This is a genomic window from Methylorubrum rhodesianum (genome assembly GCF_014199985.1).
GTDB classification, from domain to species: domain Bacteria; phylum Pseudomonadota; class Alphaproteobacteria; order Rhizobiales; family Beijerinckiaceae; genus Methylobacterium; species Methylobacterium rhodesianum.
This window is the reverse complement of sequence record NZ_JACHOS010000017.1, coordinates 60,885-80,855: the sequence shown is the minus strand read 5'-3', so window position 1 is coordinate 80,855 and position 19,971 is coordinate 60,885. Positions and strand designations below refer to the sequence as shown.

Sequence of the window (19,971 nt, the reverse complement as noted above, 5' to 3'; positions counted from 1 at the left end):
CGGATGAACGAGGATGTCGAGCGGCGCCCCGGCGAGGAGGCGATCCCGCTGCCTGCCGACTACGATGCCGGCCTCTACTTCATCGGCCGGGTTCGCACGCCCTGGAAGACTCGCACCGAGTGTCCGAAGAACGGCACCCAGACGGACGCGGTCTGCACGCTCGAAGTCGATGCACCCTATCGGCCGGCCCTGCAGAACCTGGAGGGCGCAACCCACCTGATCGTGCTCTACTGGATGGACCGGGCGGCGCGCGACCTCGTGCGGCAGCAGCCGCGCCATGCGACGGGCAGCCGCGGCACCTTCTCGCTGCGTTCGCCGGCGCGGCCGAACCCGATCGCCCTCGCCGTGGTCGAGCGGCTCACTGTGGCCGACGGCAGCGTGAGCGTGCGCGGGCTCGACTGCATCGACGGAACGCCGCTCCTCGACATCAAGCCCTACTACGCCTCGACCGACAGCCGACCGGAGGCACGGGTCGACCGCGCCGCGACCGAGACGCGGACGGCCTCCTGATCCCGCACTCCGACCGATCGGAGCTCATGGCGCATCGGCTCGCCCGCGCGGCGCTCGAGCGACGGGCGAGACCCGCTCGGCGCGGCCTTCGACCGGATCGGAGGACGTTGGCTCAGGGCCGGGGGGCGATTGCTCGCCCCCTTCCTGTCGCGCAGCCGCGGCGCCGGTCTTCGTCAGCCGAGCCAGCACGCGCAGGTAGACCGGTTTGACGTGGGCCTTGTAGGTCCGCCGGGCCACGCCGCGCCCGTGCCGGAAGACGCGTTCGACAAGCGCCGTCAGCCGGCCGCGCAGGGAGCCGCCGGGGGAGACGTCGATCAGAAAATCCGCGATCTCGCGGCGCTCCGGCCAAATCTGCGCCAGCGCCGCCGAGGTGTCCCGGTTGCAGGAATCGATGGTATCGATGTCCCCGTTCGCGAACACCGTCTCGGGCATCGCATCCATCAGCAGGGAGCCGGGCCCCCATTTCGCGTAACCCTCGTCGTAGGCCATCTTCCAGCCGAAGGCCGTGCGGCCGGATCGCAGCCAGATGTTCATCGCGATCGCCCGGCCGTCCAGGCGCAGGGCCTCGATGCCGGCGCAGGCGTCCCGCGCCAACCCGACGATCATCGTCTCGGCGAAGGCTCGGAGCGGCGGTGCGTTGCGGATCGCCCGCCCGCGCCGGCTCGCCCGGCCCTTCCAGCCGGCGGCCTCCAGGTCGAGGAATTCCTGGAACGCCGCGCTGATCTCCTCCGGCTTGCGATAGCTGACGTGACGCAGGTCGCCGCGCTCCGCGATCCGCTTGCGGTGCCGCCGCAGTTCGGCGCGCCGCTTCGATGAGAGGATCTGGGATGATGCGGTCTGCCCCGGCCTCGGCGCGTTGAGCTGGGCGCGTTGCCGGTGCTCGATGGCGACGAGGCGCCCCCCCTGTCGTTCGACCGCAGCGACGAGTGCGGGGTAGACCGTCCCGTCGGTCGGAATCTGGTTGGCGCAGATCAGCGTCGGCAGGGCGGGATGGCGCGCGACGGCCTCCAGCATCGCCGACAGGGCCTCGACCGCGCGGTCGCGATCGAGCACGGGCGAGCCGAGGAACGTCAGCGCGTTGCAGGGGGCTTCCAGCGTCCGGATCGGCAGGCCCGACGAGGGACGGGCGGTCACGAGGAGCCACACGCCGATCAGGTCGGCCCCTCCCCCGGGGTGACGGGCCCAGGCGAGAAGAACGAACAACGGTGTCTCGGTCACCGTGAACATCGCACCGGCGACGGCGGGATCCATGAACACGTTCGGCTCGGCGCAGTGCTGAACCAAGCGGCGCCAATCCGCGGCGAGCGAGCGGAACCGCGGCGCTGCGGCGACCTCGGCAGTGATTTCGGCGAGGGCCGGTGATCGAAGTGAAGTCGCATCGTCCGTGACCGGGACGGAGGCGCTCTCGGCCGAATGCCCCCGCTTGAAGTCGCCGCTCGAATCCATGGACGGCCCCTTCCCTCGCCTCGCCGCCGCGGCGACGTCATCTCTGTCCCGTCCGAGAACGACGACAAAGCCGCGCTCGAAGCACGCGTTCTTGCGGGGTACATCCGGAAGAGCAGACCACAAGTTGCGGTGGGGCGGGGGGTGACCCGCCTGGCGCCGTCACAGCAACTGCCCGCCGGCGAGGCGGTAGCGGCCGATCGCGCTCTGGAGTGCGGCCCAGCCGGAGATGGCCGGATCGCGGATGATGTAGCGGAGATAGGCGCGCTCGGCCCGGTTCAGCCGCCAGGGCGTGAGCAGATTTCCGCACAGGCGGCGCGGTGAGCGGATCTTGAGCGTCTCGGGATCCGCCAGACCTCCCTCCGCATCGCGCAGGCGGCAGCCGAGGGTGACGAAGTTCAGGCCCGCCAGCATCGCCACCTCCATGTGGTACCAGAAGCGCGGGTTGCACTCGATGAAGGCGATCCGGCCGTCCGGCTGCCGCCGGATGTCGAACCCGATCACGCCGCGATAGCCGAAGTGCTCGATCAGTCTGCGGGCGTGCTCGTCGATGAGCGGAACCCGGATCTCCTCCAGTTTGGTGAGGGTCCGGCGGTAGGAAAACGACGCCACGATGCGCCCGGCATCGCACAGGTAGAAGCTGCTCAGCTCCTCGCCTGGAATGTATTCCTGGCAGATGATGGGCGAGTAGTTGAGATGTTCCGGCAGTGCGTCGGCCGAGTCGATCCTCCGCACGCCGTAGCCGCCCGACATCGCCGCCGGCTTCAGGATCAGGGGGAAGCCGACGCGTTCGAGTTCAGGGTCGCGGTGCAGATCCGCCATGGTCTCGAACCGACGCGTCACCGGAACAGGCAGATCGAGATCTTTGCAGACGCCGGCGAAACGCCACTTGTCGTCGAGCGCGTCGAACGTATCCTGCGCCGGCACCGGATAGAACGGCGCCCCGATCTGCGCACCGTGGATGGTCAGGAGGCGCGTCGTGCGGCTGCAACTCGGCAGCACCATGTCGATGTCGTGGACGGCACAGAGACGGCGTATTTCGGCCAAGTCGGCCTGCTGCAGATTGGAGAAGTCACCAGCGAACGCAATGAATCGTTCGCAGAACCGGGATCGTTTCAAAAGATACGCATCATCCTCACCCAGGATATAGACTTCATCAAAGCATTCGCTTGCGCATCGCAAAACTCGATACTGGATGCGCGGGCCACTGGCCAGAACAAGCGCGCGCTTCATTGCAAAGCCTCATGTCCGACCAATCTCTGTGCAGGCAGAGAACGGACTCATGATTGTGTTTTATGATCGTCGGTTTCAAACCATCTATAATTATGTGAAACATAGCGTCAACAAATCTTCGTTAGCGAAGAAGGATTTTGCATCGGTTCTATACTGATGCGCATGGGTAATAAATTGGATTAAATCCCAATTGCCGCTTCCCGGTCCCCGCGAGAGCGGGGCGGATCGGCCGCCGGGCCTCGATCAGCGCTCCGACAGCCTCTCCAGGGTCAGCGGGTCGGCCTGTCCGCCGAAGAACGTTGCGAGCGCGCGGGCGAAGTCCGGCGCATCCGGGTCGGCCCGCGCGAACAGGGTCATGGAGGAACGGAACTTGATGTCGTCGGGCGCACCGAACAGGGCGTGGGCCGAGCGGTCCTCCCAGGCGTTCGCAGCCTGCGTGCAGACCAGCAGCCTTTCGCCAAGCAAGGGGTGGGCCAGATAGGCCCGCGCCTCGGCCAGCGAACCGATCGCATAGCGCCGGGCCATGGCGCTGGCGCCGAGCCCGGCGATCTGGGGGAAGACGAACCACATCCAGTGGGTCCGCTTGCGCCCGTTCCGCAATTCGGCAAGCGCGTTCTCGTGGACGCCGTCCTGGGCCTCCACGAAACGGTTCAGGTCGAACACGTCGCTCATCGTCTGCACCTCACGCCACGGAACGCGGGCGATCGGCCGTCCGTCGCCGTGCGATCGCCTCGTGAGGCAGGACAAACCGGCCGAGAGCGGCCGCGTTCCTCAGACGGACGCCGCCATCGCCTCGAAGACGAGGGCGTGGCGCGCAGCCAGGGCGTCGACGTCGCCGCCGTATCCGCCGCCGATCACGGCGCAGAGCGGAACGTTCCGCGCCCGCGCGAGGCCGACGACGTACCGGTCGCGGGCACGAAGACCGTCATCGGTCAGGCAGAGGCGGCCGAGCCGGTCGTCGCGGTGCGGATCGACGCCGGCATTGTAGAAGATCAGGTCCGGGGCGAAGTTCTGGACGAGGCCGGGCAGGCGCGCCTCCAGCATCGCGAGATACGCCACATCCCCCAGCCCGTCGGGCAGGCCGATATCGAGGTCGCCCGGCACCTTGTCGTGCGGATAGTTGCGCTCGCAGTGGATCGAGAGCGTGAACAGGTCCGGCTCGCGGGCGAGGCAGTCGGCGGTGCCGTCGCCCTGATGCACGTCGAGGTCGATGACGAGCGCCCTCGTGATCGCCCCCTCGCGCCTCAGGGCGAGGGCGGCGATCGCCACGTCGTTGAACACGCAGAAGCCCGCTCCGCCGGCCCGCCGCGCGTGGTGGCTGCCGCCGGCCGTGCTGCCGGCGAGGCCGTGGCTCAGGGCGAGGCGCGCGGCGCGCAGCGTCCCCCCGGCCGAGGCGCGGGAGCGGGCGGCGACCGCCTCCGTGACCGGCAGGCCGATCGCCCGCTCGATCGCGCGCGGCACCCGAAGGCTCAGCACGGCCTCGACGTAGCCCGGATCGTGCGCGCCCGACAGCAGGGCGGCATCGGCGGGTTCCGGCGTGACGAACCCGTCGGGCGCGAGGCCGCGCGCGCGCAGGATCTCGGCGAGCCGGCTGTATTTGCGCATGGGGAAGCGGTGGCCCGCCGGCAACTCGGCCTCGTAGGCCGGATGGAACACGATCGGGATCAAAGGGGACGGCCCGGGACGGCGTTTGAAGTGTCACACGCCTGATAAGGCGGCGCTGCTAGGGGCGTGATGGGACGCGCCGTCGCGCCCAGACACGTCAGACACACGATCGACGGGAGACGCCGCGCATGATCGCCCTGCCGGAGAGCGGCGCCTCCGCCGCCCTCGCGCTCTGCGCGGCCCTCGTTGCGGTCAACCTCGCCAGCCTCGCGGTGGCGGGCCTGCGCATCGGGCGCAAGGGAAAGCCGTCGGCCTTCCCCCCGGGCGCCCCGGTCTCGGTGGTGCGGCCCCTGCGCGGCCTGGAAGCGTTCAGCGAGGAGACCCTGCTGGCGAGCTTCCGGCTCGACTATCCGGCCTACGAGTTGATCTTCTGCGTGGCGGATGCGGGCGACCCGATCCTGCCGCTTCTGGAGCGGATGCGGGCGGCCCATCCACGGATTCCCTCACGCCTGATCCTCGGCGACGAACGCATCGGCGGCAACCCGAAGCTCAACAACTGCGTGCGCGGCTGGGACGCCGCCCGGCACGACTGGGTGATCCTGGCCGATTCCAACGTGCTGATGCCGCCCGACTACATCCAGCAGATGCAGGCGGCGTGGCGCGCCGACAGCGGCCTCGTCTGCTCGACGCCGATCGGCTCGCGGCCGGCCAATTTCTTCGCCGAGGTGGAGTGCGCCTTCCTCAATACCCTGCAGGCCCGCTGGCAATATGCCGGCGAGGCGCTCGGCCTCGGCTTCGCTCAGGGCAAGAGCATGCTCTGGAACAAGCCGTTCCTCGAAGCGCAGGGCGGCATCCGCGCGCTGAACGCCGAGATCGCCGAGGATGCCGCCGCGACGAAGCTTGTGCGCGCCGCAGGCAAGCGGGTCCACCTCGTCGCCGCCCCTTTCCGGCAGCCGCTCGGGCACCGTGACCTGGCGGAGGTCTGGTCGCGGCAGGTGCGCTGGGCGCGGCTGCGGCGGGTGACCTTCCCGCTGTTCTTCGCGCCCGAGATCGGCATCGGTGCCCTGCTGCCGCTGGTGCTGACGGGACTTGCGGCGGGGACCGCCGAGGCCGCGCTCTGGCTCATCGCCGCCGGGACGCTGTGGTACGGAGCGGAGATGGCGCTGGCCGTCCGCGCCGGCTGGCACCGCTCGCCGCGGATGCTCGCAGCCTTCCTCGTCCGCGACACCCTTCTGCCGGCGATCTGGGCGAGCGCCTGGGCCCGCACCGCCATCGTCTGGCGCGGCAATGCCATGGACATCCGCACCCGCGACGCGGCTCCGCTGGAGACCGGCCCGAGCGCGGCCTGAGCGGATCCGCCTTCTCGCGACGGCAGGGTCCGGCTCCTTCCCTGGTCTGCGGCCCGCAAAGACACCTCGCCTGAGGGGCTGCCCCGGCCGCCGCTTCGGTATCGGCGACGACGTTCGGCCCTGAGGGGCGGAATGGAAACGGCAACGCTCTTGCTTGGCATCGGCCCGCGGACCCTTGTCCTGCCCTTTTCCCGCGCGGATGCCGCATCGGGGGCGGCAGCTCGGGTCCGGAATGCGGAGACGACGATGCCGAAGCCTGCGACCACGCTCGACAAGAGCCTCAACGCCTTCCATCTCTGGGGAATCGCCGTCGGGCTGGTGATCTCCGGCGAGTATTTCGGATGGAGCTACGGCTGGGCTCAGGCCGGCACCCTCGGCTTCCTCGTCACGACGCTGTGCGTGGCCGCGATGTACGTGGCCTTCATCTTCAGCTTCACCGAACTCACCACCGCGATCCCGCAGGCCGGGGGACCGTTCGCCTATTCCCTGCGCGCCTTCGGTCCCACCGGCGCGGCGGTTGCCGGCTACGCCACGCTGATCGAGTTCGTGTTCGCCCCGCCCGCGATCTCGCTTGCCATCGGCGCCTATCTCAACGTCCAGTTCCCGGGTCTCGACCCGAAGCACGCGGCGCTCGGCGCCTACCTGCTGTTCATGGCGCTCAACATCGTCGGGGTGCGCATCGCCGCCACCTTCGAGCTCTTCGTCACCGTGCTCGCGGTCGGCGAACTGCTGGTCTTCATGGGCGTCGTGGCCCCGGCCTTCAGCCTCGCGAGCTTCACCGCCGGTGGCTGGGCGGGACAGGACGCGTTCGGTCCGGCGGCCATCGGCGGGATCTTCGCGGCGATCCCTTTCGCGATCTGGTTCTTCCTGGCCATCGAGGGCGTCGCCATGGCTGCGGAAGAAGCCAAAGATCCCAAGCGCACCATTCCGATCGCCTACATCACGGGCGTTCTGACGCTCACCGTGCTCGCCTTCGGAGTGATGCTGTTCGCCGGTGCGGCCGGGGACTGGAAGAGCCTGTCCGATCTCAACGATCCGCTGCCCCAGGCCATGAAGCGGGTGGTGGGCGAGTCGAGCGGCTGGCTGCACATGCTGGTCTGGCTCGGCCTGTTCGGCCTCGTCGCCTCCTTCCACGGCATCATCATGGGCTATGCCCGCCAGATCTTCGCGCTCGCCCGCGCCGGCTTCCTGCCGGGCGTGTTCGCGCGGGTGCATCCGCGCTTCCAGACACCCCATATCGCCACGGTGGCGGGCGGGATCGTCGGCATCGCCGCGATCTACAGCGACAACCTGATCAGCGTCGCCGGCCAGTCGCTCACAGCCAGCATCGTGACGATGGCGGTGTTCGGCGCGCTCACCATGTACGTGATGAGCATGGCGGCCCTGTTCCGGCTCCGGCGGCGCGAACCCAATCTCGCCCGTCCCTACCGGGCGCCGCTCTATCCCTACGCGCCGGCCTTCGCTCTGGTCATGGCGCTGGTCTGCCTCGTGGCGCTCGTGGTCTACAATCCGCTGATCTTCTCGATCTTCGCCGCGACCATGGGCGCGGCCGTGCTCGCGGTGCGGCTCGTCGCGAAACCCGCGGTTCCGTCACCGGCTCCCGCCGCCTGACCCGGTGCGCGACGGTGCCGGACAGCTCCGGCGCACGCGTGAAAAGTGGTTTCAAAGGCGCCGCGACGTTTGTCGTCCGGCGCAGCACCATTTGCACAGGCGACACAAAACCAGTTTAGCCTAGAGATCATCCGGCCAGAGACGATATCCGACGGCCGGAATTCGGACGAGATCTCCCGGGCCATCAATGCAAGTTCACACAGGGGCCTTTGCCGCATTGCTGTTTGCGAGCGTCATCGCAGCGCCGGCGATAGCGGACGAAGCGACCTTCTATCGCGGCACGCACATCTGCAACGGCAACCGCTCGCTCGACGACTGGGCCTTTGAGCCGAGCGCGGCGCGCTTCAGGGTCTTCTATCGAAGGATCGACGGAACATCCTTCGAGACGCTGGAGCTGATCGCTTCGTCGGCGGGTGACGAGGTGATCCTGTCGGACCCGCGCGGCCGCCCCTGGGTCGCGGCGCGGATCGCGTCGGACGGCGGGCGGCTTCAGGGCCGATGGCTGACCTATCAGGGTCGCCCCCAGAGCGAGTGCGAGCCGTTCACGCTCGAACGCACGACGAGCGCCAAGGCGCGCATGGACGAGTTGTTCACGCTCCTCGGCACCGCCGATCCGACGGTCGAAACGGCGCGGAAGGTCGCCGCCGAGCAGCAGCGCCTGCCGCCGATCGCGCTATTGCCCGAACTCGATCAGCAGAGCGACCGTCAGCGCTACGCCGAATCCGCCCCGGCCTTCTGGAAGCGCTTCTACGAAGCGGAACAAAAACGGCTCGCGGAGGGTCGGATCGAGACGCCGACCGACCGCAAGCGGATCGTGGCGGCGATGCGAGCGGCGACCAGCGTCGAGGTGACGCCCCATGCCTCGCTGGACAGGGACGGCGCCGCCCGCGAGGCCGCCCTCGGCTTCCTCCGCACCGTCGCGGACCGACTCGCCACCGGCGACCGCTCCTTGGAAGCCCTGCCCGCGGACGGCCTGTGCGAACGGCTCGCCGGCTTCAGCTACATCGACACCGACCGGCTCGAACTCGCGGTCGGCCTGCCCGCCGAGTACTGGGACCGCGCCTTCGCCGAGGATCTGATCCGCAAGGCGCAGGCCTGCCGGGACGGCCGCACCGTCGTCCAGCTCTTGACCCAATCCTATCCGGAGATCGAGCGGCGCCGGAAGATGGCGACCTGGCTTCGGGAGCAGCGCGACCGCCTGCTCGCTCTACCCCTGTCGCTGGCGAGCTTCCGCGAGTCGAGCGGGCTGAGCCTGAGCCAGGAGGAACTGAGGCGCAACGACGTCACCCGGGCCGCCTACGAGCGCTTCATCGGCGCCTCGCTCGAGCCGCGCCGCGCCGCGATGGAGGAGGCTGCGGCCCGGGAGATCCGGGCCTCGTTCGCCGGGGAGAGTTCGACGAGCCTTCCCCCCGGACAGGCACGCGCCCGCTGCGAGCCGTGGGTCGGCCGGCAATGGGGCAACGATGCGCTGGCCCGGCTCTACAAGACCTGCACGAACGCGGCCGACGCCTATGTCGAGGGCGCGATCCGCCGATCCTTCCAGACGCAGCTTGAGCGGATCGAGGCCGCCCCGAAAACCTTCGAGGGCCTGCGCACCCATCACTGGTTCCAGATGGAGACGGGCGATTTCGGCGGGGTCTATCCCCCGGCCGCGCTCTCGGCGGAGTTCAACGGCAAGGTCGCCACCGCCCGGGCAGAAGCCGCCCGCACGGCCAAGGGCGAGGTCGAGCGGGCCTTCGCCTCGGCCGACGCTCTGGCGGAGACGCCGGACGCACCGATCCTGCAATGCGGGCGCGACCTGCCGACCTCCGACGAGGCGCTGCGGCCCCTCGTGCAGGCCTGCCGGGAGGGCAACCAAGCCTTCTCCGCCCGCCGCGAGGAGGCGCGCTGCAAGCAGGTGCTCGCGGCCTCGGGCGCCGGCGACGGCCTCTCGGCGGGCACGATCCGCGCGTCGGCGAGCGCGCAGACCGGTGTTCCGGTGCGCAAGCTGGTCTGCGGCGGTGCGCAGCAGAGGGTGTCCGTGACCTTCCCGACTTCCGGGATGCTGTGGTGGTCCAAGCAATACATGGAGATCCGCCTGCCGGAGGAGCCCCGGCACGCCGAGTCCGGCACCATCCGCTGGCTGATGGAGCCCGTGGGCGGCAGCAAGTCCGATTGGGCTCTCGCCAGGATCGAGTCCAAGACGATCGAGTTGCCGGCTCCGCAGGAAATGATGCTGTCCTGCCTCGCCCAGCACGGCTTCTGTCGATGACGTCTCTCACACCGGCCGCTGCGTCCGCCGATGGGCTGAACCGATCGGATTGGAGGCGAGAGGGCCGATGAGAGGCGGATGAGCACAACGCGCGCGTAGAGGTGGCCCGGGCACAGCGCGCCTGCCTCGCCGAGGCGCGCTGACGGGCGCGCTTCTTCGCGGCCCCATCCTTGCGGTAGAGATGGCCCATGAACATCGCCATCCTTGAGACCGGCCACCCGCCCGAGCGGCTCGGCGGACGCTTTCCCTCCTACGGAGCGATGGTGGAGGCGCTGATCGGCGACGGTCACCGCTTCGCCCGCTTCGACGTGACGGCAGGCCACTGGCCGGAGGCGCCGGACTCCTTCGATGCCTTCGCCATCACCGGTTCGCCGGCCTCGGTCTACGATCCGATCCCCTGGGTCGAGGATCTGCTCGGCTTCCTGCGCGACCTCGATCCATCGAAGAAACTGATCGGCCTCTGCTTCGGGCATCAGGCCCTGGCCCAGGCCCTCGGCGGGCGGGTCGAGCGGTCCGAGCGCGGCTGGGGCCTCGGACTGCACCGTTACGACGTCGTCGAGCGTGCGACCTTCATGGACGATGCGCAGCCGATCGCGGTTCCCGTGAGCCATCAAGACCAAGTCGTTGCCCTGCCGCCCGGCGCACGCGTCCTCGCGGGCAGCTCCTTCACGCCCTACGGCGTTCTGAACTGGAGCGACCGCCCCGCCCTCTCCTTCCAATGCCATCCTGAATTCGCGCCGGACTATGCCCGCGCGCTCACCGACGGCCATCGAGCCGGCACCGCCGACCCGGCCCTGGTGCCGGCGGCTCTGGCCTCACTGGAAGCGCCGCACGACAGCGACCGCGTCGGCGGCTGGATCCGGCGCTTCCTCCAAGAATAGTCAGGTCCGGTAGGCGCCCTGCCGCTCAAGCATCCAACCGGGATATTCCGGCGGCAATCGCGTCGCCGCATCGAGCCGCGCGAGGTCGTCGGCGTCGAGTTGCACCCGCGTCGCGCCGATATTGTCCTGAAGCTGCCCGACGCGCTTGGCTCCGACGATGACGCTGGTGACCACATCCCGGTTCAGGAGCCACGCCAGCGCCACCTGAGCGACGCTGCACCCCTCCGCGCCCGCGATCCCCCGCATCGCATCGAGCGTGCCGGCACCTCGGACACGGTCGACCGGCGGGAAATCGAAGGTGTCGCGCCGCCCGTCCGCCGCGGCCTCGCCGGGAGACTTTCCGTCGTACTTGCCCGAGAGATAGCCACCGGCGAGCGGGCTCCAGACCATCAGTCCGATCCCCTCCGCGGCCAGCATCGGTGCGATCTCGCGCTCGAGATCGCGGCCGACCAAGGTGTAGTAGGCCTGCAGCGAGACGATGGGGGCAAGCCGCCGCATCTCGGCGATACCCACCGCCTTTATCACCTGCCACGCCGCCCAGTTCGAGAGGCCGAGATAGCGGACATGGCCGTGGCGCACGAGGGTGTCGAGGGCCTCCAGCGTCTCGCTGATCGGCGTCGCCGGATCGAAGCCGTGGATCTGGTAGAGGTCGATATGGTCGAGGCCGAGCCGGGCGAGGCTCGCCTTGCACTGGCTGAGGATGTGCCCGCGCGAGGCGCCGCGGGCGTTGGGCCCCTCGCCCATCGGTCCCAACACCTTGGTGGCGATCACCACCTCGTCGCGGGGCACTCCGAGATTCTTGAGCGCCTGGCCGAGGATGCGCTCGCTCATCCCGCCCGCGTAGACATTGGCGGTGTCGATGAAATTGATGCCGGCATCGAGCGCGGTCTTCACGAGACCATCGGCCTCGTCCTGGCCGAGCCGGCCGATCTGGCCCCAGAATCCTTCGCTTCCGCCGAAGGTCATGGTTCCGAGGCAGAGTTCGGACACGAACAGGCCGCTCTGGCCGAGGGGGCGCATGCGCATGGAGGGAGTCTCCATCTGAAGGGACGGCTCCTGTTACGGCCTTCACGGCGCTGCGTGCGCGGCCGATCCTCTCAAACTCTTGCCTGATCCTCTCAAAAAGGACGTTTCGCCCCTGCGCGGGCGCGTCGCGTAAGCTAGGATCCTGAGCCATGACGACGGACCTCCCCGGCCTCGCGGCGCTGATCGAACGGCAATGGCATCGCTTCGGCCGGGAGACACCGGCCGACGGGCTGCTCCTCAACCGCGCCGAGATGCCGAGCGGCCCGATCCGCGCCGTCTACCGTCCCTCCTTCTGCGTCGTGGCGCAGGGCGCCAAGGCGACGCTGCTGGGCGACTCCGCCTACCGCTACACGGCCGGCCAAGCGCTGTTCGCCTCCCTCGATCTCGCCGTGACCGCCCGGATCACCGAGGCGAGCGCGGCCCGGCCCTATCTCGCGCTCAGTCTCGCGATCGATCTCGATGCCCTGGCCGACCTGCTCAGCACCCGGGCGGACACCCTCACCGAGGGGCCGGCGCCCGCCCTGCCCTTCGCGCCCCTGCGCACCGTCGCGCTCGACCCCGCCTTGTGCGATCCTCTCGCGCGCCTCCTGGCCCTGCTCGATCACCCCCGCGATCTTCCGGTGCTGGCGCCGCTGATCGGGCGCGAAATCGTCTGGCGGCTGCTCGGCGGACCTCTCGGCCCCGCCCTGCGGCAGCTGGGCCTGCCCGAGAGCCACGCTGCGCGGATCGGCCGGGCGACGGCCTGGATCCGCGGACACTACGCCGAACCCCTGCGCGTGGCCGATCTGGCGGCGCTCGCGCATATGAGCCCCGCGAGCTTCCATCGCCATTTCAAGGCCGTGACGACGATGACGCCGGTTCAGTTCCAGAAGCAGGTCCGGCTCCACGAGGCACGGCGCCTGTTGCTCGCCGCCGGAGACGTGGCGGGCGTGGGCTACGCCATCGGCTACGAGAGCCCGTCGCAGTTCAGCCGCGACTATCGCCGCCTGTTCGGCGCGCCGCCCGGGCGGGACGGCGCCGCGATCCGCGCGCGCCTCACCGCCGAGCCGACGCTGCCGTGATCGATCTCGAAATGGGGGATGCCTGGTGCGGGTAGAGGGAATCGAACCCCCACGCCTTTCGGCTGGCGATTTTGAGTCGCCCGCGTCTACCAATTCCGCCATACCCGCGACGCTCCCGCCTCTTGGCACAAGCCGGGGCGACGGGCCAGAGCGAATTTTTTCCCGAGCCGAGCCGGCTGCGAACGGTTCGCAGATGACCGGGGGCCGCGCACGCGCCCGGCGCCCTGACGTGGGGCGTGACGGGCCGGCCGGCGCCCTTCAGCCGGACAGTTTTTCCGGCAGGCGGCCGGCTTCCAGGGCCCGGTAGGGTGACAGGTCGGGCTGGACGGGCGGTCGGGCGAAGGCCTTGACGGCGAGGTTGCGCAGGCCCGGATGGCTCGCCGCGCGCAGCACGGCGTGCAGGAGGCGGATGCCGAGCCGGCTGTGCGGGTTCATCACCCGCGGCGCGATCTTCGGCACGCCCTGAGCCTTGTCCACCATCGCGCGCATGGCCCGCTCGTAGGCGGCGAAGGCGCTGACGACGTCGCCGTTGCGCACCATCTCGCCGGCCAGCACGTAGGCACCGGTGATCGCCAGGGTCGTGCCGACCCCCGCCAGCGGGGTGGCGCACCACGCGGCATCGCCCGTCAGAACGACGCGCCCCTTCGACCACACCTTCATCCGCACCTGTCGCAGAACGTCGAAGTAGAAGTCGTCCGTCTTGTCCAGGGCGGCGAGCACGCGCGGCGCCTCCCAGCCCGCATCCGCGAACCGCGCGCGCAGAAAGGCCCGCTGCCGGTCGGGCGACCAGTCCTGCTCGCCGCCCGGCGGCTGCTGGATCATCAGCATCGCCCGCGTCGTGCCGTGCCGGTCGGGACGCAGCGAGACGCCCCGGCCTTGCGTGGCGTTGTACCAGCGCCACATCCTGTCGTCGTCGGCGGTTCGGGGAATCGTGAGATAGGCGATGGTCAGATCCATCCAGCGCGGGGTGTTCTCGCCGGGGAAGACGCGCTCGCGGGTCGATGACCCAACGCCCTCGGCGACGATCACCGCGTCGTAGCGCTCGGATCCTCCTCCGGCGAAGCCGACGGTCACTCCCCCTCGTCCTCATCGACGCGTTCCACGCGGTCGCCGAAGCGGAAGGCGGCATGCCCCCGGGCGGCCTCGAAGAGCAGACGGGCCAGATCGCCGCGCAGGATCTCCATCTCGGCGGTCGGTCCGTCACCGTCGATATCCGCGGCGGCGAAGCGGGCGACGACCCGGCCGCCGCCGTCGACCCATGTGGTCCCCTCCTCGCCGGTCCCGCGCTCCAGCGCCGCCTGCTCCAGTCCCATCCGCCGCAGCACCTCGCGCCCGACCCCGCGCAGGTCGACGTTCTGGCCGCCATCGCGAAATCCGGGCGCGCGCTCAACCACGGTGACGTCGAACCCCGCACGGCCGAGCCAGAACGCGGCGGTGTTACCGGCCACACTGGCCCCTGTGATCAAGACGCGGCGCGGCATCGACGAGACCCGGTTGCAAGCGATCCGCGGCGCTCCCCGCCCCGGCACCGGCGATATGTGCGGCCGCGGCCGGAGGACCAGCGGAGGGGTGCCGCAAGTCGGCACACGAGATCGCGACGGGCCCGGCCGCGGGGAGTTCGGCCGGCCGCACTCCTCGACCCTCGCCTCGGAGCCGCATCTGTGCTGAAAGGGCACCGCTTCCCGGACCGCAACGAGGCCCCATGCTCCGCCGGCTCTACGAGTGGATACTCGCGCTCGCCGCCAAGCCGTCCGCGCCGTGGGCGCTCGGGGCGGTGGCCTTCGCCGAGAGTTCGTTCTTCCCCGTCCCGCCGGATGCGATGATGGTGCCGATGGCGGTGAGCCGGCCGGACCGGGTCTGGCTCTACGCCACCATCGCCACGGCCGCCTCGGTGCTCGGCGGCTTGCTCGGCTACGCCATCGGCGCGCTGCTGTTCGACTCGGTCGGGCAATGGCTGTTCAACCTCTACGGACTGGCGGACAAGGCGGCGACCTTCCAGGCGTCCTACGCCACCTACGGGCATTGGGTGATCCTGCTGAAAGGCCTCACGCCGATCCCCTACAAGCTCGTCACCATCACCTCGGGCTTCGCCCACTACTCGCTGTTCTGGTTCACGCTGCTCTCGGTCGTCACCCGCGGCGCGCGCTTCTTCCTGCTGGCCTGGCTGCTCGGGCGCTACGGCATCGGCATCCGCGCCGTGCTCGACCGGCACCTCAACGTGGTGGCCGGTCTGTTCGCCGCCGTGGTGATCCTGGGCTTCGTCGCCTTCAAGGTGATGCTGTGACCCGCCTTCTCACCCTGCGGAGCGCCGCGCTTGCCGTGGCGCTCGGGGCCGCCCTCACCGTCGGCGGCGCCCTCGTGTTCGAGCACGGCCTCGGCTACGTGCCGTGCAAGCTCTGCCTGACGGAGCGGGTGCCCTACTACCTCGCCGCGCCGCTTGCGCTGGCCGCCGCCCTGCTCCCGCCGCGGCCCGCCCGCTTCCTCCTCGGCCTCGTGGCCCTGATCCTGATCTACGGGGCCGGTCTCGGCGTGTACCACGCGGGGGCGGAATGGGGGTTCTGGCCGGGCCCGAACGATTGCGGCGGCGGGTCCGGCGCCGGCCCGGCGGACGTGGCCGACTTCCTGAAGAACCTGGAAACCGTGCGGCCGGTCGATTGCACCGCCGCCGCGTGGCGCTTCCTCGGCCTCTCGCTCGCCGGGTGGAACGCCGTGATCGCGGCCGCCCTCGGCCTCTTCGCCGCGGCGGCCGCAGGTCTGGCTCAGCCGTCGAGCGGCCCGCACCAGCCCGGCAGGTAACCGGCCTCCGGCGCCTTCGCGAGGCGCAGCGCGCTCTCGACGGCCTTGGTGAAATCGCGCTCGACCGCCTTCCGCTTCAGGTTGCGCCGGAGGTAGTCGGCCCAGAGGAATTCGCTGAAGGGCGTCGTGTCCTTGGCGAAACCGCCGGCCCGGCGAAGTTCGCCCGCGAGGCTGCGGAACGGGTCGTCGGCGAGATCCGCGATCGCCTTCGGAATGTCGTCGAAGCCGACCCTCACGCCGGTGACGTCGTAGGGATGGACCCAGGCCTTGTGGTCGGCCACCGTCCAGAAGGCATCCTTGTCGAGCCGGTGCAGGTCGGCGACGACGGTCACCAGCACGCTTTCCTCCCCCTCCTCCTGCAGAGCGCGGGCGAGGTGGTGATGGTCGATCACGTAGTGCTTCTTCTTCGGCCCGAGCAGCACCGGGATCATGTGCGAGCCGAGGAAGGCCGCCTTCTTCTCGGAATCGTGCTCCCGCCAGCGTCGGCGCTTCTCCTCCACCTCGCGGTAGCCGACCGTGATCTGCGTCGGGCGCAATTCCGCGATCGGCACGGAGATGAGCAGGGGTTCGCGCGGCGCCATCGGTGTCTCCCATCCTGTTCGGGTCATGTCCGTGAAGCGCCGTCGCACCGGTTCGGCCCGCCGTCCGGATCCGGACAGCCCAGGGACGGGCTGCCGGAAGGATGACGGGCAGCCGCCGCTCACACCGCCGGGCGTGCGGGAGCCGAGCGTCGCCGACCCGACTCGATGGATCGACCGCACTTTACCGTGCCCCGGGAACTAGAGCCGCATTGTCAGTGTCAAGGCCGATGAAAGAGCAGAAAAAGGCAGATCTCGGTATTCTAATCCCGTTGTCCCGAAGAGGGATTTGCCGGAAGACAAGTTACGCGCGCCGCAACGCCGAGCGACAGCACGGCAGCGTCCCTGCGATGGGAAAACAGGCATGGCATCCGTCTCGACCGGGATCGAACCATCGGCGGCCCTGCGCTCGCACGCGCCGCGTCCCCTGATCGGCCTCGACCTGCTGCGCTTCGGCGCGGCCTGCCTCGTCATGCTGTATCACCTCGCCTGCACCGCCTGGATGGTCCCGTCGAGCGAGGCGGCCACCCTGCTCGGATCGCCGATCCCGTTTCCGGCCCTGCTGCCCGTCAGCTCGGAGGGATGGGTCGGCGTGCAGATGTTCTTCGTGATCTCGGGCTACGTCATCGCCTACTCCGCCTCGCAGGCGAGCGCGTCGCGCTTCCTCGCCGGGCGCATCCTGCGCCTGATGCCGGGCGTCTGGTTCTGCGCCACCGTCTCCTTCGGCCTCGCGCTGCTGTTCTTCCCCGAGACGGTCTGGGTTCTGTTCGAGCGCTACGTCCGTACCCTCATCCTGTTCCCGGCTCCGCGCTGGATCGACGGCGTCTACTGGACGCTCGGGATCGAGATCGTGTTCTACGGGCTGGTCTATCTCCTGCTGTGCCTGAACCGGTTCGAACGGCTGGAACCGGTGATCCTGGCGGTCGGCGTCGTCAGCGCGACGGCATGGCTGCTGGCGGCGGCACCGGTCTGGCCGGATCTCGACCGGATCATCAGCACACGGATCGCCAAGCTCCTCCTTCTCACCCATGGCTGCCACTTCGCCCTCGGCGTCCTGCTGTGGGGCGCGGTGCGGCAGGGTCTAACCGGATCCCGCCTGACCGGCCTCGCCGTGTGCCTGACGGGAGCCTTCCTGCAGATCCGCTACGATGCCGGCTTCGTCGGCGCCTCGCTCGACCTCGACCGGAGCCCCGCGATGCCGTGGCTCCTCTACGCCGTCTTCCTGCTCCTGTTCTGCCTGTCGATCCGCGTGAACGCCGCGCTGAGCGAGGCCCTTCCCGGCCTCGGGCGGCGTTTCCGCGATCTCGGCCTCGCGACCTATCCGCTCTACCTGCTGCACACCTTCGTCGGCGCCCTGACGATGCGGTTCCTGGCCGCCAACGGCCTGCCGCCGGCCGCGAGCCTCGCGGGCGGCATCCTGTTGGCCGTCGCCGCATCCGTCCTGGTGTCGCGACGGATCGAGCCGCCTCTGCGCGTGGGCCTCGCCCGCGCCATCAGCGCAGTGAGCGCGCGACGGCGCAACCGTGAACCGATGTCCGGCGCGCTCACCCGCTGACGAGCCGGCCGGCTCTTTGCACCGTCTCTGCGCGGACCGCCGATCAGCGGGCGTCGAAGCCGCCCATGGCGCACACCGCGGCCCATTCCGCCTCCGTCACCGGCTGGACCGAGAGACGCGAATTGGTGACGAGGGCCATATCCTTGAGCGCGGCCTCCGCCTTGATGGCGTCGAGGGTCACCGGGCGCGGCATCGGCGCCACGGCCCTCACATCCACCATGCCGAAGCGTCCGCTCTCGTCGGTGTGGTCCGGATAATAGGGCCTGATGACCTCGACGATGCCAACGACGGCCTTGCCCTCGTTGGAATGATAGAAGAAGCCGCGCTCGCCGACCTGCATCGCCTGCATCTGCTTCTTGGCGAGGTGGTTGCGCACGCCGTTCCAGAAGGTCCCCCCCTCCCCCGCTTCGACTTGCTGATCCCATGACCAGGTCGAGGGTTCGGACTTGAACAGCCAATAGGCCATGGCGCAGGACGGCTCCGTCGGAAAGGCGCCCTCGCTTATCGAAAATCCGGCCGCGCTTGAAGGGCGCACACCGCTCCGCCCTCGGCCGGCCGTCAGATCGCCGGGCGTGAGCGGCCGCTCACGCCGTCTCCGCCTTGAGCGGCCGCGACAACAGGCGGGCCATCGCCGCATCGACCGTGAGCGCGCCGGCCACCACCGCGGCCACCGCCTCGGCCACGGGCATCTCGATCTCCCGCGTCCGGGCGAGCCCGACCAGTGCCTGCGCGGTGAAGGCGCCTTCCACGAGCTTGCCGCCTGCGGCCTCCTCGGGCGACGCGCCCTTCCCCAGGCGCTCGCCGAAGGCGAAATTGCGCGATTGCGGCGAGGACGCCGTGAGCACGAGGTCGCCCAGGCCCGACAGGCCCATCAACGTCTCCGCCCGGCCGCCATAGGCGCGGGCAAAGCGCATCAACTCGGCGAAGGCGCGGGCGATCAGCGCGGCGCGGGCGCTCTCGCCGAGGCCGCGACCGGCGACGATGCCGGCGGCGATCGCGAGCACGTTCTTGCCTGCGCCCCCCACCTCTACGCCGCGCACGTCGTCGGTGTGGTAGAGCCGGAAGGCAGGCCCCGAGAGCAGGCCGGCGAGCCGCGCCGCCGTCGCACCATCCTCCGCGGCGAGCGTCACGGCCGTGGGCAGGCCGCGGGCGACGTCGGAGGCGAAGCTCGGACCTGACAGAACCGCGATCGGCGTACCCGCCGGCAGCACCTCCGCCGCGACCGCGCTCATGAAGGCGTCGCTGCCCCGCTCGATCCCCTTGGCGCAGAGCACCACCGCGGCATCGGGCGCGAGCGTGGGGGCTAGCGCGGCGAGCACGCTGCGCAGGGTCTGCGCCGGCACGACGAGCAGCACCGTCCCCGCCCCCTCCAGGGCCGCGGCCTCGGCGGTCGCTCGTACGCCCGGATGCAGGGCGACGCCGGGCAGATAGCGCTCGTTGGTCCGCTGCTGCTCCATCCGTGCGGCGGCCTCGGGATCGCGCATCCACAGTATGACCGCGCGTCCCGCAGCGGCGGCGGCGTTGGCCAGCGCCGTACCCCAGGACCCGCCGCCGATGACGGCGACGACCTCGTCCCGCCGCTGCGTGCCTGACTTCATGTCCGCCTCCATCGGGAACCCGGTTCATCCCGGCCGGTGACAGCCAAGGTGTCGGCCCGGCGCCACATCGTCAGACCCGCGATAACGACCTGTCGGCGGAAGAGCGAGCACCGATCCACGATCCTGCGCGATCCGTGCCCGCACCGCCGATGCGCGTTCCATCGCAGGCATGGAAGCAGATACACATCGGTTTCCAGCCGTGACCGCATCGATGTGCGACAGCATTTTCCGTTACGGACCTGCGCCGAAAGGTCTTCGCGGCACATCCCCGGCCAGAGCTGGCAATTGGTTCCCTGCGATCGCACCGGTTCGATCATCGCTGTCGAGCCGCATACGATCAGAGGCCTGTTCTCAACTCAGGATTGATCTTCAAATCATAAAACTCATCATAACAAATGCCGGAAACGATTTATGGTCTTATTCCAACGGATTTCTTGATTTTTGACTAGTGTCATTCCGTCGCATACTGGTCGA

General features: G+C 69.6%; 17 protein-coding genes, 1 tRNA gene and 1 pseudogene. 9 read left to right on the top strand and 10 right to left on the bottom strand.

Annotation, left to right across the window (positions count from 1 at the left end; genetic code table 11):
• Nucleotides 1–3 precede the first annotated feature (3 nt).
• Nucleotides 4–510, top strand: a complete 507-nt coding sequence (tsaA, locus tag HNR01_RS21725) for a tRNA (N6-threonylcarbamoyladenosine(37)-N6)-methyltransferase TrmO (protein WP_183669766.1) — start codon at nt 4–6, stop codon at nt 508–510.
• A gap of 24 nt (nt 511–534) precedes the next feature.
• Here tsaA and HNR01_RS21720 read toward each other — a convergent pair whose 3' ends face one another.
• The 4 genes from HNR01_RS21720 to HNR01_RS21705 form a co-directional block, all read right to left on the bottom strand.
• On the bottom strand, nt 535–1,956 hold the full coding sequence (locus HNR01_RS21720) for a GNAT family N-acetyltransferase (protein WP_183669764.1): 1,422 nt from the start codon (nt 1,954–1,956) through the stop codon (nt 535–537).
• A gap of 159 nt (nt 1,957–2,115) precedes the next feature.
• Entirely contained in the window at nt 2,116–3,186 is a 1,071-nt protein-coding gene (locus HNR01_RS21715; protein ID WP_183669762.1) for an ATP-grasp domain-containing protein, read from the bottom strand.
• Nucleotides 3,187–3,429: 243 nt separating this feature from the next.
• Nucleotides 3,430–3,858 (bottom strand): DUF1810 domain-containing protein, encoded by a 429-nt coding sequence (locus HNR01_RS21710; RefSeq protein WP_183669760.1) that lies wholly within the window; start codon nt 3,856–3,858, stop codon nt 3,430–3,432.
• A 99-nt stretch (nt 3,859–3,957) separates the two neighbouring features.
• Nucleotides 3,958–4,854, bottom strand: coding sequence for a histone deacetylase family protein (locus HNR01_RS21705; protein WP_183669758.1), 897 nt, complete (start codon nt 4,852–4,854; stop codon nt 3,958–3,960).
• 125 nt (nt 4,855–4,979) lie between these two features.
• Between HNR01_RS21705 and HNR01_RS21700 the strand changes: the two genes are divergently transcribed.
• The 4 genes from HNR01_RS21700 to HNR01_RS21685 all read left to right on the top strand — a co-directional run bounded on the left by HNR01_RS21700 (nt 4,980) and on the right by HNR01_RS21685 (nt 10,883).
• The gene (locus HNR01_RS21700) at nt 4,980–6,140 is read left to right on the top strand and encodes a ceramide glucosyltransferase (RefSeq protein WP_183669756.1); all 1,161 of its coding nucleotides are present in this window, start codon (nt 4,980–4,982) and stop codon (nt 6,138–6,140) included.
• Between the two features lie 246 nt (nt 6,141–6,386).
• Nucleotides 6,387–7,751 (top strand): ethanolamine permease, encoded by a 1,365-nt coding sequence (gene eat / locus HNR01_RS21695; protein WP_183669754.1) that lies wholly within the window; start codon nt 6,387–6,389, stop codon nt 7,749–7,751.
• Nucleotides 7,752–7,968: 217 nt separating this feature from the next.
• A complete protein-coding gene (locus HNR01_RS21690; protein WP_183669752.1) occupies nt 7,969–10,002 on the top strand; it encodes a hypothetical protein in 2,034 nt (677 codons plus the stop codon).
• A gap of 188 nt (nt 10,003–10,190) precedes the next feature.
• Nucleotides 10,191–10,883: a glutamine amidotransferase-related protein gene (locus HNR01_RS21685; RefSeq protein ID WP_183669750.1), complete on the top strand. Its 693-nt coding sequence runs from the start codon at nt 10,191–10,193 to the stop codon at nt 10,881–10,883.
• Here the strand turns inward: HNR01_RS21685 and HNR01_RS21680 are convergent, their stop codons facing one another.
• Complete coding sequence (locus HNR01_RS21680; RefSeq protein WP_183669748.1) at nt 10,884–11,909, bottom strand: aldo/keto reductase; 1,026 nt, start codon at nt 11,907–11,909, stop codon at nt 10,884–10,886.
• 149 nt (nt 11,910–12,058) lie between these two features.
• Here HNR01_RS21680 and HNR01_RS21675 point away from each other — a divergent pair, with 149 nt between their 5' ends.
• A complete protein-coding gene (locus HNR01_RS21675; protein WP_183669746.1) occupies nt 12,059–12,970 on the top strand; it encodes an AraC family transcriptional regulator in 912 nt (303 codons plus the stop codon).
• A gap of 23 nt (nt 12,971–12,993) precedes the next feature.
• Here the strand turns inward: HNR01_RS21675 and HNR01_RS21670 are convergent.
• Together HNR01_RS21670 and HNR01_RS28065 are read right to left on the bottom strand one after the other, a co-directional pair.
• Nucleotides 12,994–13,078, bottom strand: a tRNA-Leu gene (locus HNR01_RS21670).
• 150 nt (nt 13,079–13,228) lie between these two features.
• Nucleotides 13,229–14,451 (bottom strand): annotated as a pseudogene (locus HNR01_RS28065) (FAD-dependent monooxygenase).
• A gap of 221 nt (nt 14,452–14,672) precedes the next feature.
• Here HNR01_RS28065 and HNR01_RS21660 point away from each other — a divergent pair.
• Together HNR01_RS21660 and HNR01_RS21655 are read left to right on the top strand one after the other, a co-directional pair.
• On the top strand, nt 14,673–15,254 hold the full coding sequence (locus tag HNR01_RS21660) for a YqaA family protein (protein WP_017487441.1): 582 nt from the start codon (nt 14,673–14,675) through the stop codon (nt 15,252–15,254).
• Complete coding sequence (locus HNR01_RS21655; RefSeq protein WP_183669744.1) at nt 15,251–15,766, top strand: disulfide bond formation protein B; 516 nt, start codon at nt 15,251–15,253, stop codon at nt 15,764–15,766. The genes HNR01_RS21660 and HNR01_RS21655 overlap by 4 nt, the downstream gene beginning before the upstream one ends.
• Here the strand turns inward: HNR01_RS21655 and HNR01_RS21650 are convergent.
• Complete coding sequence (locus HNR01_RS21650) at nt 15,730–16,347, bottom strand: ParB-like protein (RefSeq protein ID WP_183669742.1); 618 nt, start codon at nt 16,345–16,347, stop codon at nt 15,730–15,732. The genes HNR01_RS21655 and HNR01_RS21650 overlap by 37 nt on opposite strands.
• 361 nt (nt 16,348–16,708) lie before the next feature.
• Here HNR01_RS21650 and HNR01_RS21645 point away from each other — a divergent pair, with 361 nt between their 5' ends.
• Complete coding sequence (locus HNR01_RS21645) at nt 16,709–17,899, top strand: acyltransferase family protein (RefSeq protein WP_183669740.1); 1,191 nt, start codon at nt 16,709–16,711, stop codon at nt 17,897–17,899.
• 43 nt (nt 17,900–17,942) lie between these two features.
• On the opposite strand, the gene HNR01_RS21640 is transcribed toward HNR01_RS21645, so the two are convergent.
• Both HNR01_RS21640 and HNR01_RS21635 read right to left on the bottom strand, forming a co-directional pair.
• Complete coding sequence (locus HNR01_RS21640) at nt 17,943–18,365, bottom strand: EVE domain-containing protein (RefSeq protein ID WP_183669738.1); 423 nt, start codon at nt 18,363–18,365, stop codon at nt 17,943–17,945.
• Between the two features lie 118 nt (nt 18,366–18,483).
• On the bottom strand, nt 18,484–19,509 hold the full coding sequence (locus tag HNR01_RS21635; RefSeq protein WP_017487446.1) for an NAD(P)H-dependent glycerol-3-phosphate dehydrogenase: 1,026 nt from the start codon (nt 19,507–19,509) through the stop codon (nt 18,484–18,486).
• Nucleotides 19,510–19,971: the final 462 nt, after the last annotated feature.